The sequence below is a fragment of the Arthrobacter sp. Cr_A7 genome, assembly GCF_029222765.1.
In the GTDB taxonomy this organism is placed as follows: Bacteria; Actinomycetota; Actinomycetes; order Actinomycetales; family Micrococcaceae; genus Arthrobacter.
Genome location: NZ_JARHXQ010000254.1, coordinates 1 through 15,152, shown reverse-complemented (window position 1 = coordinate 15,152; position 15,152 = coordinate 1). Strand labels below are relative to the sequence as shown.

Here is a 15,152-nt window from a genome sequence, read left to right as displayed (position 1 = left end):
AACCAGGCCGGCCGCGGGCATAGACCGGACCGGACGGAACCGGCGCGCGGGATAGGATACCTAGGTGACTGAACCCATCCCCGCCGCGCCCGCACCCTTGTTTGGTGCCTCCGACATACGACGGCTGGCGGAGGAAATCGGCATCAGGCCCACCAAGACCCTGGGCCAGAATTTCGTGATCGATGGCAACACGATCCGCAGGATCGTGGCTGCCGCGGGCGTGGGGCCGGAGGAAACAGTTCTCGAAGTTGGGCCTGGCCTCGGCTCCCTGACCTTAGGGCTCCTGGACGCCGCAGCCTCCGTGGTCGCCGTCGAAATCGATCCGGTACTGGCTGCGAAGCTTCCGGAGACGGTGAAGGAATGGCGGCCTGCCGCTGCGGGTTCCTTCCACCTGGTCCATGCCGACGCCATGAAGGTCACCGAACTCCCGGTCCAGCCCACTGCGCTGGTGGCCAACCTGCCCTATAACGTGGCCGTGCCCGTGGTGCTGCACCTGCTGCAGCATTTCCCGAGCCTGCAGCACGGCCTGGTCATGGTGCAGGACGAGGTGGCGGACCGGCTGGCTGCCGGACCCGGATCGAAAACGTATGGCGTCCCGTCGGTCAAGGCCGCGTGGTACAGCCAGATGCGCAAGGCCGGCGTGATCGGCATGAACGTTTTCTGGCCGGCGCCCAAGATCCACTCCGGCCTGGTTGCCTTCACCCGCCGCGAACCGCCGGCCACTACAGCCAGCCGCGAGCAGGTCTTCGCCGTGGTGGACGCCGCTTTCGCCCAGCGGCGCAAAACCCTGCGCGCCGCCCTTGCCGGCTGGGCCGGGGGAGCGCCGGAGGCCGAACGCTGCCTGGTGGCAGCCGGCGTCGACCCCACTGCCCGGGGCGAGGTCATCGACATCGCCGCGTTCGCCAGGATCGCCGAAGCCAAGGAGGCCGGGGCGTGAAACCCGTGTCAGGGCGGTTCACTGCGAGGACGGTCCGGGTGAAAGCTCCGGGCAAGGTCAACGTGTCCCTTGATGTCGGCCCGCTCCGTCCTGACGGCTACCACTCGGTAGCCAGTGTTTACCTCGCCGTTTCCCTCTATGAGGAAGTGGCGGCCACCAGTACCGAAACGCCCGGAATCACAGTCAGCCTCAGTGCGGACAGCACGCTTGACCTGGACGCCGTGGACATCCCCCTGGACGGCAACAACCTGGCCTACAAAGCGGCCGCCATCATGGCGGACGTCTCTGAACACTCCACCGGGGTTCATCTGGAAATCACCAAACGCGTGCCCGTGGCCGGCGGCATGGGCGGCGGGTCGGCGGACGCGGCAGCCACCCTCCTGGCCTGCGACGCGCTGTGGAACAGCGGCCTGTCGCGGGAGGAACTGGCCCACCTGGCCGCAGAACTCGGCGCGGACGTCCCCTTTTCCCTGCTGGGCGGCACCGCAGTTGGGCTGGGGCTGGGCGACAAGCTGTCCCCGGCGCTGGCGAAGGCGCAGACCCACTGGGTCCTGGTGACGGCGGATTATGGCCTGTCCACCCCGGAGGTGTACCGGACCCTGGACCGGCTGCGCGACGCTGAAGGCGTCAATGCCACCGAGCCCACCGGCGTCGACCCCCAGATCCTGACCGCACTGCGGAGCGGCGATGCCGAAGCCCTGAGCCGCGTCCTGGTGAACGATCTCCAGCGCGCCTCCATAGAACTGGCACCGTCACTCCGCGATACGCTTGGCATTGGCGAATCCCACGGAGCCATCGCGGGCATCGTGTCCGGTTCCGGTCCCACGGTTGCCCTGCTCGCGGATGACTCCCTGACCGCGGACGGCCTGGCAGAAGATCTGCGGCGCTACGGCTTGTCGGCCATCGCCGTGCACGGTCCCGTTCCAGGGGCACGCATCATCTCCGACACCCTGATCTGACAACGTTCAACCCACATCCCACCCGAGCAGCAGAAAGCAGTACCCTTTGGCACACCTTCTTGGCGGCGAGAACCTCACGGTTTCCTACGCAACCCGCACCGTCCTGGACGGCGTCACCCTGGGACTCGAGGAGGGTGACAGGATCGGCATGGTGGGCCGCAACGGTGACGGCAAATCCACCCTCATGCGGCTGCTCGCGCTGCGCTCCACCCCCGACGCCGGCAGGGTCACCAAACGCGGCGACGTCAACGTCGGCTACCTGGACCAGAGCGACGTGCTCGACGGCGACCTCACGGTGGGTGCCGCCATCGTGGGGGACCAGGCGGACTACGAGTGGGCCCGGAACCCCCGGATCCGCGAAATCATGGGCGGCCTGGTTTCCGACGTGGACTGGCACGCCAACGTCCATGCCCTCTCCGGCGGCCAGAAGCGGCGCGTGGCACTCGCCAAGCTGCTGATCGAGGACCACGACGTCATCATGCTGGACGAGCCCACCAACCACCTCGACGTCGAGGGCGTTGCCTGGCTGGCCCGGCACCTGAAGACACGCTGGCGGGCCAACCAGGGCGCGTTCCTGGTGGTCACCCACGACCGCTGGTTCCTGGATGAAGTCTGCACTAAAACCTGGGAAGTCCACGACGGCATCGTTGACCCCTTCGAAGGCGGTTACGCGGCCTACGTGCTGGCCCGCGCCGAGCGGGACCGGATGGCCTCCGTGGTGGAGAGCAAGCGCCAGCAGCTGGTCAAGAAGGAGCTCGCCTGGCTGCGCCGCGGCGCACCGGCACGGACATCAAAGCCGAAGTTCCGGATCGAAGCAGCCAACGCCCTTATCGAAGACGTCCCGGCACCCAGGGATTCCATGGCGCTGAACAAGATGGCCACGGCCCGCCTGGGCAAGGACGTCCTGGACCTGGAGCACGTCTCCCTCAACTTCCAGGGCGCCGACGACGGCCGGAAGCTTTTCGACAACATCACCCTCCGCCTCGCCCCGGGCGAGCGCCTGGGATTGGTAGGGGTCAACGGTGCCGGCAAGACCACCCTCCTGAAGCTCCTCAACGGCCAGATCACCCCCGACGCCGGCAAGCTGAAGCGCGGAAAGACCGTGGTCACGGCCGTGCTCACGCAGGAGGTCAAGGAGCTCGACGACGTCTCCGACCTTCGCGTCATCGAAGTCATCGAGCGGGAGAAACGTTCCTTCAACGTCGGCGGCCGGGAATTCACCGCCGGGCAGTTGGTGGAGCAGCTCGGGTTCACCAACCAAAAGCAGTGGACACCGGTGAAGGACCTCTCCGGCGGTGAGCGCCGGCGCCTGCAGCTCCTGCGATTGCTCGTGGGGGAGCCGAACGTGCTGATGCTCGACGAGCCCACCAACGATCTGGACACCGACACCCTCGCAGCTGTGGAAGACGTCCTGGACGGCTGGCCGGGGACGCTCGTGGTGGTCAGCCACGACCGCTACCTCCTGGAGCGCGTCACCGACCACCAGATGGCCCTGCTTGGCGACGGCAAGCTCCGCGGCCTGCCCGGCGGCGTGGACCAGTACCTGGAACTCCGCGAGGCTGCACTTGCGGGATCCACCGTCACCGGCGGCGGGAACCCGGTCACCAGCGGCGGTTCGGCGGCAGCGCCGGCCCAGTCCGGCCCTTCCGAAGCCGAAAAGCGGGATGCCCGCAAAGCCAAGAACCGGATCGAACGCCAGCTGGGCAAACTGGACCAGGCAGAGAAAAAGCTTCACGACCTGATGCTGAAAAGCACCGAGGCCTCCGACTTCGACGCCCTGGCCGAGCAAAACCGGCAACTCAAGGACCTCGCCGGCGAACGCGACGCCCTCGAGCTCGAATGGCTCGAAGCAGTAGAGGTCCTCGGGGAGTAGCCCCTTGTTCGGTTCTCTGCGGTTGGTTCCGGAACCGGCCCTTCGACGTCGCTTAGCGCGTAGGTCCCTTTCCAACACTCGCAAGCTCGCGTCGGGTCCCTCGGGACGACGCTTACGGGACATAGGGAGCGCTGCGGTCGCTGAGCGACCTCCACGCCCTGACGCGCCGCGATGCGCGACTTTCCGAAGGACCGCCTCCGGAAGCTAGCGTCCCCTCCCAGCGTGCTCACGTCCTGAACGAAGGAACGGGAGGGCCGTGCGGGGACCTCCCGGCCGGACCGCCTCCGGCGACGGCAACGCACCTCACCTCAGGGGAGCAGCGGGCCCTGCTGAACGGAACCTTCGGCAGGCGGGTGGGGGACTGTCGAACCCTAGAGGTCTGCACGCGGCATGCCGGGGACTCTCGAAGGAGAGATAGGCATTAGCGGGGCAGAGGACCTTCGTGTAGTCGCGCATCGCGGCGCATCGTGGCGTGGAGGTCGCCCAGCGACCGGAGCGTCACCTATGCGTCGTGTCTAAGCGACGGCGAAGGGCCACTGCGCCGCGAAGGTGACCAAAGCGGGGACTCGCAAAGGTGACCAAAGGCCCGGAAAGGCGAGGGAGACTTAGCTCTCGGACTTCAGCTCAGGGTCTTTCTTGAGGCCGGTCAGGCCGTTCCAAGCGAGGTTGACCAGGTGGGCGGCGACGGTGTGTTTGTCGGGCTGGCGGCTGTCCTGCCACCACTGGCCGGTCATGGCTACCATGCCCACGAGCATCTGCGCGTACATGGCGCCGTCCTCGCCGCTGAACCCGCGCCGGGAGAACTCGTCGGAGAGGATGTGTTCCACGCGGGCGGTGACGTGGGAGAGCAGGGTGGAGAAAGCGCCTTCGGGTTGCGACGGCGGGGCGTCCCGCATCAGGATCCGGAAACCTTCGGTGCGGTCTTCGATGTAGGTCAGCAGTGCCAGAGCGGCGCGTTCCACCAGGACGCGCGGCTTCGCCTCCTCGGTGAGGGCCGCATTGATGGCGTCCAGCAGGATATGGAACTCAAAGTCCACCACCTGGGTGTACAGCCCTTCCTTGGAACCGAAATGTTCGTAAATGACCGGCTTGGAGACTCCCGCGCAGGCGGCGATTTCCTCGATGGTGGTGCCGTCCAGTCCGCGGACGGCGAAGAGGCCGCGCCCGACGTCGATCAGCTGGCTCCGGCGCTGAAGTCCGGTCATCCGCGTCCGCGGCGGGTTGTTGCTCACATTTCCATCATGCCTTACCCGTCTGCGGCGGGATTCCGGTGCGTCCGGGAGGACCCGGCGGCCTCGTGTCGCGCGGCGCCCCGAACCCGTGGCAAAATAGGGGATTGTGCCCGGGCCTTGCGCCTTGGGCATGGTCCGCTCTGGTGTAACGGCAGCACCCCGGCCTTTGGAGCCGTGGAGTATAGGTTCGAATCCTATGGGCGGAACTGCTGTGCGAGGAGTTCAGTAGGATGACACTCGGTGCCGCGCCGGCAGACTGGCCGGACACCGCAAGCGCCAGCGTAACCCAAGCAAGGAGAGCCCGTACGTGATCCCCGAGAAGGCCCCGTCCGCCGTAATCGTCCTGGCGGCAGGCGCCGGCACCCGGATGAAGTCACGTACCCCCAAGATCCTCCATGAAATCGGTGGCCGGTCGATGGTGGGGCACGCGCTCCTGGCAGCCCGCAGCATCAACCCCCAGCAGCTCGCCATTGTCGTCCGCCACGAACGGGACCTGGTGGCCCGCCATGTCGCTGACCTCGATCCTGCTGCCGTCATTGTGGACCAGGACGATATCCCCGGCACGGGCCGCGCGGTTGAAGCTGCGCTGCAGGCCCTGGATGCGGAACAGTTGCTGACGGGCACCGTCGTGGTGACCTACGGCGACGTGCCCCTGCTCTCCGGCCAATTGCTGGCTGAGCTCGTTGCCACCCACGAGCAGGAAGCCAACGCCGTCACGGTCCTGACGGCCGTCCTGGACGACGCCTCCGGCTACGGCCGCATCCTGCGCGGTGACGACGGCACCATAACCGGCATCCGCGAGCACAAGGACGCCACGGAAGCCGAACGGCTGATCCGCGAGGTCAACTCCGGCATTTACGCATTCGATGCCGACGTACTGCGCAACGCCCTGGGCAAGGTCACCACGGACAACGCGCAGGGCGAGAAGTACCTCACGGACGTGCTGGGACTGGCGAGGGAGGCAGGCGGGCGCGTTGCCGCCGTCGTCACCGCTGACCGCTGGCAGGTGGAGGGCGCCAACGACCGCGTCCAGCTGGCGGCCCTCGGAGCGGAGCTGAACCGCCGCACCGTGGAAGCCTGGATGCGCGCCGGCGTCACCGTCGTGGACCCGGCCACCACGTGGATCGATTCCTCCGTGACGCTTGACGAGGACGTCCGTCTCCTGCCCAACACCCAACTTCACGGGGCCACCCGCGTGGCGAGGGACGCCGTCGTCGGCCCCGACACCACGCTGACGGACGTCACCGTGGGCGAAGGCGCGAAGGTGGTCCGCACGCACGGTTCCGGGTCGGTGATCGGCGCCGGCGCCTCCGTCGGACCCTTCACGTACCTGCGGCCCGGCACCGTCCTGGGCGAAAGCGGCAAGATCGGCGCGTTCTACGAAACCAAGAACGTGACCATCGGCCGCGGCTCCAAACTGTCCCACCTCGGCTACGCCGGTGACGCCGAAATCGGCGAGGACACGAACATCGGCTGCGGCAACATCACGGCCAATTACGACGGCCAGAACAAGCACCGCACGGTCATCGGTTCCGGCGTCCGCACCGGTTCCAACACCGTCTTTGTTGCCCCGGTCACCGTGGGGGACGGCGCCTACAGCGGCGCCGGCGCGGTGATCCGCAAGGACGTGCCTGCGGGCGCCCTGGCGCTGAGCATCGCAGCGCAGCGCAACACCGAAGGGTGGGTCCCCGCCAACAGGCCGGGAACGCGCTCCGCCGAACTGGCCCAGGCAGCCACCACAGATTCCTCAAGTACCCCGGCATCTACAGAAGAGGGCAAGTAATAATGAGCGAAATTACGGCGCACGGCGAGAAGAAGCTGGTGCTCGCCACCGGGCGGGCCCATCCGGAGCTGGCCCGGGAGATCGCCAAGGAGCTCGGTACTGACCTGCTGCCGGTGGACGCCTACGACTTCGCCAACGGCGAGATCTACGTCCGCGCCGGCGAGAGCGTCCGCGGCACCGACGCCTTCGTCATCCAGGCGCACCCGGCCCCGCTGAACAACCACCTCATGGAACAGCTGATCATGATCGATTCGCTGAAGCGTGCCTCCGCCAAGAGGATCACCGTGGTCTCCCCGTTCTACCCCTACGCACGCCAGGACAAAAAGGGCCGCGGCCGCGAGCCCATTTCCGCCCGCCTGGTGGCGGACCTCTACAAGACCGCCGGCGCCGACCGCATCATGAGCGTGGACCTGCACACCTCCCAGATCCAGGGCTTCTTCGACGGGCCCGTGGACCACCTCATGGCCATCCCGCTGCTCGCGGACTACATCCGCACCCGGGTGGACGCAGAGAACATTACGGTTGTGTCCCCGGACACCGGCCGCGTCCGCGTGGCCGAGCAGTGGGCTGAGCGCCTGGGCGGCGCCCCCCTGGCCTTCGTGCACAAGAGCCGCGACCTGACCGTCCCCAACCAGGCGGTCTCCAAGACCGTTGTGGGCCAGATCGAGGGACGCACCTGTGTCCTGATCGACGACATGATCGACACCGGGGGAACCATCTCCGGCGCCGTCCAGGTACTGAAGAACGCGGGTGCCAAGGATGTCATCATCGCCGCCACCCACGCCGTCTTCTCCGACCCCGCAGCCCAGCGGCTCGCCGACTCGGGTGCCCGCGAAGTGGTGGTCACCAACACCCTTCCGCTCACCGCGTCCCAGCGGTTCCCGCAGCTGACCGTCCTGTCCATCGCCCCGCTGATTGCGCGCGCCGTCCGTGAAGTGTTCGACGACGGTTCCGTCACCAGCCTGTTTGACGGCAACGCCTAGGCAGTGCCGGTGCCGGGTCCGTTTTCAGTAAACGGGCCCGGCGCTGGTAAGCTTTACAGCGATACCTTGGCGAGGGAGAGCAGCCGGGCAACCGGCTTGCAGGTCTCCGTTATCGACTGGGTCTGATCTGCCCTTCATGTGAAGGGCTGCCTTCTTGAAAGGGCCGCCTTCGGCCGCCCGGCGTTGAAGGTCGCAACAGACCTCCGCCCTTGCTGAACACCGTTTAGTTTTCAAGGAGATTTCCATGTCTGAGCAGAAGCTCGCAGCAGAACTGCGCACCGAATTCGGCAAGGGCTACGCCCGCCGCGCACGGATGGCCAACCTGATCCCCGCCGTTATCTACGGCCACGGCGCAGAGCCCATCCACGTGACCCTCCCGGCCAAGGCCACCACCCTGGCTGTCCGCACCGCCAACGCCCTGCTGTCCCTGGACATCAACGGCGAAGGCCACCTGGCCCTGGTCAAGGACGTACAGCGCGACCCGATCAAGCAGATCATCGAGCACATCGACCTCCTGACCGTCCGCCAGGGCGAGAAGGTCACCGTCGACGTTCCGGTCCACGTCACCGGCGAAACCGCCCCCGGCACCGTCCACAACCTGGAATTGACCGTCGTGTCCCTCGAGGCCGAGGCAACCCACCTGCCCGAGACCGTCGAGGTCAGCATCGAAGGCCGTGCCGCCGGTGAGCACATCCACGCTTCCGACCTGGTTCTGCCGAAGGGTTCCGCACTGCTGACCGACGCCGAGGCGCTCGTGGTCAACATCTCCGAGGCCACCGCCACGGAAGAAGAGACCGAAGCCGCTGAAGGCGCCGAGGCTCCCGCAGCAGCCGGGGAAGCCGCAGCAGAGTAATCAGCCGCTACTTCCTGACAGTGGCCGGATCCCGCAGGGGTCCGGCCACTGTTGCGTCTGCCGCCCTCCGGCCGCGGAAACATCCCTCACAACGCCACCTTAGGATTGACCCATGACTGATACCTGGCTGATCGTCGGCCTCGGCAACCCCGGCGCCCAGTACCAAGGCAACAGGCACAATGTTGGCCAGATGGTGCTCGACGAACTGGCGGGCAGGATCGGCGCCGGGTTCAAGACCCACAAGGCACGTGCCCAGGTTGTGGAGGGGCGGCTCGGTATCGGGGGCCCCCGCGTGGTGCTGGCAAAGCCCATGACCTACATGAATGTTTCCGGCGGTCCCGTCTCGGCGCTGGCCAACTTCTACGGCATCACGCCGGATCACGTGGTTGCCGTGCACGATGAGATCGACATCCCCTTCAACACGGTGAAACTCAAGATCGGCGGCGGGGAAGGCGGCCACAACGGGCTGCGGGACATCTCCAAAGCACTCGCCACCAAGGACTACCTCCGCGTCCGCGTGGGGGTCGGCCGTCCACCCGGCAGGATGGACACCGCGGACTACGTCCTGCGTGACTTTGGCAGCGCGGAGCTTAAGGAACTGCCGTTTTTGCTGGACGAAGCGGCCGACGCCGTCGAGTTGCTGCTGCGCGACGGGCTCACGTCAGCCCAGCAAAAATTCCATCCGGCCAAATCCGATCGATAGCAATATACAAACTTAAAGTCGTTTTGACCTGTCTCCTGGTCCGTGCCACAGGGTACTCTTCTTCGTATGCGGGGGAGCAATGGGGCTACATCCCGCTATCGCGGGATGTAGGGGAAAAGTTCATGTCAATCGAGCCACTCAGCTGGGGACGTGGGTCAACACCTCAGGACGTTGGGCTGCGCACACCAGGCTCCGGTGCACCGGGGCAGCAATGGTCCGCGCCCGCCCGCAGTGCCAACCTGGAAACCGTCCGCACTGCGCTGACCACTGAAAACTCATTGGGCGTCGTCATCACCGGGGGCCGCGGGGTAGGCAAATCTTCCCTCGCCCGTGCCGCCGTGGCCGACCTGGGGCCGGAGGTGTGGTCCCTGCAGCTCCGCAGCGGGCCTACCGGATCCACCACGCCCTACGGCTGCCTCTCCTTCCTGCTGGCCAGGCTTCCGCAGGCCTACATGGGGTCGCCCACGGCCATCCTGCGCGGCATCACGTCGCTGATCCGCAGCGACGCCGCAGGCAGGCCATGCGTGATCACCCTTGACACCTCAGGCAGCATCGACGACATGAGCGCCGGAGTGCTGTTGAACGTACTCCTGACCGGCACCGCCAAAATCATTGCCGTCGCACCGAACATCAGCGACCTTCCGGCCGACTTCCACTGGCTGCTCACGGACCGGCGCCTGACAGAAGTACGCCTCAACAACCTCAACGAGCTCCAGACCCGACAGGTCCTGCTGTCCCTGCTGGGCCACCGGGTGTCTGCCTCCCTGGTCAACACCTACCACCGGATGGTGGGCGGCAATCCGCTGCTGCTCAAAGCACTGGTCACCGAACAGCAACTGTCCGGAAACCTGGTGCTGTCCGACTCCGTCTGGACCCTGCGTGACAAGGTGGTGCTCGACGGCGCCGCCAGCCTCGATGACATCGTCCGGTCCCGCTGGTCGCGGGAAACCCCGGAAACCCGGGAAGTCATTGAAATGCTGTCCTGCGCCCGCCGGGTCGAGCTGTCCCGCCTTACCGCCGTTTACGGGGCAGACGTCGTGGCGGACATGGAAGACGGCGGGCTGCTGGAGGTCGACGACTCGGACCACCGGTGGGTGTCCCTGCGAGAAAAGTACATCGGCGACGTCGTGCGCACCTGGCTGAGCATTGCCCGGCGCCGTGAACTGCGCAGCGTGCTGCTGGCAGGTGAGGAACCTGATCCGGCCCGCATGACGCTCGAAGAACTGATGGCGTTTGCGGCCTGGACCCATGAGTGTGAGGCCCCGCTGAGCCCCGCCCTGGCCCTCGCGGCTGCCGAAGCGGCGGTCCAGCTGTTCGATCCGCGGTTCGCCCTGACCTACGCCGAGATGCTGCACAGGACGGACCGCGAATGGCTGCCCGCGCAGCGCCAGAAGGCTGCCGCGTACCTGCAGCTGGACATGCCCGTCCAGGCACTCGCAGCACTGGACGGCATCTCCCGGCCGGAACTCGAGGCCCTGGACGTCGAGGAATACGCGCACGTTGTAGCCGCCAAAGCACGGGTCATGATGCGGCTGCCGGAGCGGGCCGGCAAGGTACCCGAACTTCTCCAGGAAGCCCGGAACAGGCTGGCACCAGCCGGGAACAACGCGTCATGGCCGGAGCCCGCCGCCGTGGCGGCCAACCTTGTCTCTTTGAGCGACTTCGAATACCGCGCCTTCGTGGGTGACTACGCCGCCTTGATTCCGGACCTTGAGGCAGCCGCGGACCCTGCCTTGAACCCTGACGCGGACTACCGGATGCATTCGGCCATCCTCCTGATGACTGCACTAGCCCTGACCGGCCGGGAAATGGACGCCTTGGGCCTGATGCGGCAGCTCGGCGGCCAGATCAGCGACGCCTCCCACGTGGTGGGCCTGCGTGAGCGGTACACCAGGGAGGCCTACCTGGTGCTGCTGATGGCCGGGCAGTGGCGGCGGTGCATCGACCTGCTGGGACCACAAAGCGACGAGGAGCAGTACCGCCTTCCCTACGGCAGTGCCGCCACGGAACTGGCTGCCGGGATCGCCTACGTCTATGCCGGCCGGGGCGCTGCCGCGCTCGATCCGCTGATGTCTGCTGCCGCCCAGCTGGAACTGCAACCTGTGCAGGCTGCACTCCGCTTCGCCTACGCCGCAACAGCCCTGGCGCACGCGCAAACCGGCAACGCCGGCCAGGCCCGAAAATACCTCAGCAAACTGCAGCGGGTTCCCGGCACATCAGGTTTCGCCACCGAAAGCCTCATCAGTTTCTGCGCCCTCGTGGCGGGGCGCTGGCTGGGCGACTCCGACGCCGTCACACGCCTGAAGCAGTCGGCCCGCCAGAACATGGAGGCGGGGCGTTACACGCTCGCCGGCGTCGAACTGCTTGCGGCCACGGTGAACGGGAGCGACAACGACTTCCGGCTTCTGGAGGACATTGCGTCCCACCGCCAGGGACCACTGGCGGAGGTTTCCCGGCTCATTGCCGTGGGCAGCCGGACCAGGGACGCGAAGACGCTCCTTGCCGGCGGCGAGCTCGCGGCCACGCTGGAACTGGACGCGGTGGAGGCCAGGTGCATGGCCCTGGCCGTGGACTTCGCACGCCAGGACGGGGACTCCATCTCCGCCCGGACCGCGCAGGCCCGCCTTGACATCCTGGCCGCCACTGTCGCCAACCTGCCCATCGTGCCCAGCAGCGGCAGCCCGCTGCTGACCAGCAGGGAGCGCCAGATTGCCCGGCTTGCGGGGCGTGGTGCATCAAACCGTGACATCGCCCTGGAAATGGGCGTGTCAGTCCGGACTGTTGAAGGCCACCTGTACCAGGTCTTCACCAAGCTGGGCGTAACTTCCAGGGGTGATCTGACTGGACTCGTCTAATGGACACAAGCCGGCACCGGCGCACCGGCTCCTCACCGGCCGCCGCGAGCCGCTGGACCGGATCTGCAACATTGTCCGGAACCGCACCAGCCAGGCGGTTTTCGTCATGGCCGGTCCCGGCATCGGCAAATCATCCCTGACGGAGGCCATCGCGGAGCGGCTTGCCGGCGACATGCACATCCTGCAGATCCATGCCAGTTCCGCCCTCACCGCCGTGCCGTTCGGGGTCCTGACCCCGTACACCGCTGACCTGACAGCCGAGGAATCAGTCTCACCCGTAGCGGTCCTGCGTTCCATGTGGACATACTTCGAGAAGCTCAAGACGGGTACCGGCAGCCAGGTCCTGCTGGTGGTGGATGACGCCCACCATCTGGATGACGCTTCCGCCGGTGTTGTGGCTGACCTGATTTCCGCTGGCTGGGCGACCGTCGTGGCGGCCGCGCGTCCGCGGCCTGGATTGCCGCAGCCCCTGGATCAGCTGTGGTACGACGGCCTGGCCGAGCGCGTGGACCTGCGGCCCCTGAACCGGGAACAGATCGAGGAAGTCCTCGCCCACGTCCTGGACGGAACAGTTCCCGCAGCCACCGTTGACTCGCTCTGGAGTGCATCAGGCGGCAACCCCCGCATCCTGGACGCGCTGCTGCACGATGCCGCCGAAGCCGGGATCCTGTCCAAACGCAACGGGATCTGGATCCTGCTGGGCTCCCTGCCGGCTGACGGCGCCAGGTTGACGGCAGTGGTTGCAAAGGACCACCTCCGGCGGCGGCCCGAAGAACAGGAAGCACTGAAGCTGATTGCGCTGGCCGGACCGGTTGGGCGGAAGGTCATCGAGGACATCTGCGGTGCCCCTGTGGTCCGGTCCCTGCTGGACCAGCAGATGGTGGTTGAAACGTCCGGGGTGCCGGCTGAGCTCTCCATGTGGAACGCCTTGTTCGCCAATGCGATACGGAACACGATTTCGGTGTCCCGCAGCCTTCAGCTGCAGGAAAGAACCCGCGCACACCAGGACGGCATCGTGCTGCGCGGCGAAGGCCGGCTGCGTTCCGTGGAATGGGCGTTGGAATGCGGGCTGCGGGTACCCGACGCCGACCTGCTGGAGGCCGCCCGCGAGGCATTGGCGCGGTTCCGCAACGACAGCGCCGCCTCCATCGCCGCCAGGGTTCAGGACCCCGCGATGGCACCCATGGCCCGGGCGGTCCACGCCCGTGCACTGTACAACAACGGCGCCTATGCGGACGCTGCCGCGTTGCTTGACGGCTGCTGGCTTCAGCTTGCGGACGATCCCCAGGGCCCGGCAGTCCTCCTGCTCCGGGTCTCGGCGCATCAGGCGGCCGGGCACCAGCTGGCAGCCGTGGCCGAGGACGTCCGGGAGCACACCGGCCGGTCAGCCGATGGGCCGCGGACCTGGCAGGAGGAGATCCTCCACCTCCTGCAGTCAGGCGCCGAGGTGGACTACCGGGCGCTCGCGGCCGAGGTGGAAACCATCAGGACCCGAAGCTCCCCGGAAGCGGACGTTGAGCCCATCGGCGCTGTGGGCGAGGCGTTGCTGGCCCATGCCCTTACGGCTGCCGGACGGCCCGCAGAAGGACTGGATGCTGCGCTGCTGGCAGCTTCCGAGCTGCCGCCGCTGGAAGACAGCCTGTTTTTCTTTCCCGAGTTCGTGCTGGGCAGGCTCGTCATCAGCTACCTGGCCATGGGGGAGTGGGAATCAGCGGAGCGGGAACTCGACAGCTACGCCGCCGGCCATGCCACCGGTGCCGCAACCTTTGACGGCAGCCTGCAGGTGCTCCGCGGCTATTCGCTGCTGAAGCAGGGCCGGATGGAGCGCGCCTACCAGCTGCTGCTGCCGGCGGTGGAAGCACTGAGGCTCAACGACCCCCTCCAGCTGTTCCGCTTTGGTTCTTCGCTGGGCTTCTATGTTGCGGCACGGCTGGGAGACTCCGCGCAGGCAAGGCGCCTGGAGCAGGACTACAAGGACGCCGTGGCCGGCGGGCCCGCGCATGACCTCCTTGCCGGAGCGTACGCCGCCGCGGCCGCCGAGTACTTGTCCCGTGACGGCAAGGGCATCGCCTCGCTGCACACGATGATGACAGCAGCCGAAGCCTCGGGAAGGGCCGGCCACCTGCTCGAACTCCTGGCCGTGTGCTGGGATCTGGGGGACCCGTCGGTGATTCCCATGGTGCAGGACGCCGCGCGCGATGTGCAGGGACGCTGGGCAGCGGCCATGCTGACGCTTGCCACCAGCTGGGAAGCGGCCGACGGGGATGCCCTGATGGAAACGGCGGCATCGCTGGAAGCGTCAGGCTTCGTCAACCTTGCCCGCGAGGCCTACGCCCGTGCCAGCTCCGTACTGGAGCACGCCGGGGAACGCCGCCGCTCCAGGCAGGCTGTTGCGCAGCGCGAGCGGTGCGACCATGAACTGGGCGAACGGTTCAGGGAAGGCCGCTTCATCGCCGCGGCTCCCGCCGTCCACCTCACCCGGCGTGAACAGGACATCGTGGAACTCGCGGTGCAGGGCCTCACCGACCGCGAGATAGCGCAAAAGCTGATGGTCTCCGTCCGCACCGTGGAGGGGCACCTGTACAGGACCTACGTGAAGCTGGGTGTACGCAGCAGGGACGAACTGGAGTCCGCTCTGCCCAAGTAGGCCGGGACATCCCGCAACGCCCGGCACCCGGCACGCTGCATCAGCCGGCCCTTCACCTGCGGCTTTGTCGCCTTCAGGCTGCTCCGCTGTGCCATGCCCGCGTCCGCTCCCGACCGGGAATGCACCGGTGCCTGCAGCGTCCCAGGGCTCCTAGGTAGTACCCCGGCGCGGAAATCGAGTACACCCTACTCGTGTACAGGAGGGTGCCGCAGGATTTACTTAAGGAGGCAAAGCAAACGGCAGGCAGGACGCCGCAGAGGTTGCCAGCAGCACATCGAGGCCTCTATCAAACTTCCGGTCCCCAAGGGACCGGGCCAAGACGGGGCC

The 15,152-nt window shown here is 66.9% G+C and carries 10 protein-coding genes and 1 tRNA gene; 10 read left to right on the top strand and 1 reads right to left on the bottom strand.

The window, feature by feature from the left end; all coding sequences use genetic code 11:
* Positions 1-64: 64 nt before the first annotated feature.
* The 3 genes from rsmA to P2Q66_RS15120 are packed head-to-tail and all read left to right on the top strand — an operon-like array spanning position 65 to position 3,769.
* Complete coding sequence (rsmA, locus tag P2Q66_RS15130; protein ID WP_275729413.1) at positions 65-937, top strand: 16S rRNA (adenine(1518)-N(6)/adenine(1519)-N(6))-dimethyltransferase RsmA; 873 nt, start codon at positions 65-67, stop codon at positions 935-937.
* Positions 934-1,896: a 4-(cytidine 5'-diphospho)-2-C-methyl-D-erythritol kinase gene (locus P2Q66_RS15125; protein WP_275729411.1), complete on the top strand. Its 963-nt coding sequence runs from the start codon at positions 934-936 to the stop codon at positions 1,894-1,896. Before rsmA ends, P2Q66_RS15125 begins: the two co-directional genes overlap by 4 nt.
* A gap of 46 nt (positions 1,897-1,942) precedes the next feature.
* Positions 1,943-3,769 carry an ABC-F family ATP-binding cassette domain-containing protein gene (locus tag P2Q66_RS15120; RefSeq protein ID WP_275729409.1) on the top strand — a complete coding sequence of 609 codons (1,827 nt, stop codon included), beginning with the start codon at positions 1,943-1,945 and terminating at the stop codon, positions 3,767-3,769.
* A gap of 605 nt (positions 3,770-4,374) precedes the next feature.
* Here P2Q66_RS15120 and P2Q66_RS15115 read toward each other — a convergent pair.
* The gene (locus tag P2Q66_RS15115; protein WP_275729407.1) at positions 4,375-5,001 is read right to left on the bottom strand and encodes a TetR/AcrR family transcriptional regulator; all 627 of its coding nucleotides are present in this window, start codon (positions 4,999-5,001) and stop codon (positions 4,375-4,377) included.
* Between the two features lie 134 nt (positions 5,002-5,135).
* Between P2Q66_RS15115 and P2Q66_RS15110 the strand changes: the two genes are divergently transcribed.
* The 7 genes from P2Q66_RS15110 (at position 5,136) to P2Q66_RS15080 (ending at position 14,825) form a co-directional block, all read left to right on the top strand.
* A tRNA-Gln gene (locus tag P2Q66_RS15110) sits at positions 5,136-5,207 on the top strand.
* Positions 5,208-5,308: 101 nt separating this feature from the next.
* A complete protein-coding gene (glmU, locus tag P2Q66_RS15105; protein ID WP_275729405.1) occupies positions 5,309-6,784 on the top strand; it encodes a bifunctional UDP-N-acetylglucosamine diphosphorylase/glucosamine-1-phosphate N-acetyltransferase GlmU in 1,476 nt (491 codons plus the stop codon).
* 2 nt (positions 6,785-6,786) lie between these two features.
* Entirely contained in the window at positions 6,787-7,767 is a 981-nt protein-coding gene (locus tag P2Q66_RS15100; RefSeq protein ID WP_079595652.1) for a ribose-phosphate diphosphokinase, read from the top strand.
* 244 nt (positions 7,768-8,011) lie between these two features.
* Complete coding sequence (locus P2Q66_RS15095) at positions 8,012-8,620, top strand: 50S ribosomal protein L25/general stress protein Ctc (protein ID WP_079595651.1); 609 nt, start codon at positions 8,012-8,014, stop codon at positions 8,618-8,620.
* Between the two features lie 112 nt (positions 8,621-8,732).
* Positions 8,733-9,323 (top strand): aminoacyl-tRNA hydrolase, encoded by a 591-nt coding sequence (pth, locus tag P2Q66_RS15090; RefSeq protein ID WP_115524342.1) that lies wholly within the window; start codon positions 8,733-8,735, stop codon positions 9,321-9,323.
* 122 nt (positions 9,324-9,445) lie between these two features.
* Positions 9,446-12,178 (top strand): LuxR C-terminal-related transcriptional regulator, encoded by a 2,733-nt coding sequence (locus P2Q66_RS15085; protein WP_115524341.1) that lies wholly within the window; start codon positions 9,446-9,448, stop codon positions 12,176-12,178.
* A complete protein-coding gene (locus tag P2Q66_RS15080) occupies positions 12,165-14,825 on the top strand; it encodes a LuxR C-terminal-related transcriptional regulator (RefSeq protein ID WP_345795633.1) in 2,661 nt (886 codons plus the stop codon). The genes P2Q66_RS15085 and P2Q66_RS15080 overlap by 14 nt, the downstream gene beginning before the upstream one ends.
* The last annotated feature ends 327 nt before the right edge of the window (positions 14,826-15,152 follow it).

Bases quoted from the DNA above. Each gene is read 5' to 3' on its own strand.
- pth (WP_115524342.1), top strand. From the start codon at position 8,733: ATGACTGATACCTGGCTGATCGTCGGCCTCGGCAACCCCGGCGCCCAG.
- P2Q66_RS15100 (WP_079595652.1), top strand. From the start codon at position 6,787: ATGAGCGAAATTACGGCGCACGGCGAGAAGAAGCTGGTGCTCGCCACC.
- P2Q66_RS15085 (WP_115524341.1), top strand. From the start codon at position 9,446: ATGTCAATCGAGCCACTCAGCTGGGGACGTGGGTCAACACCTCAGGAC.
- P2Q66_RS15095 (WP_079595651.1), top strand. From the start codon at position 8,012: ATGTCTGAGCAGAAGCTCGCAGCAGAACTGCGCACCGAATTCGGCAAG.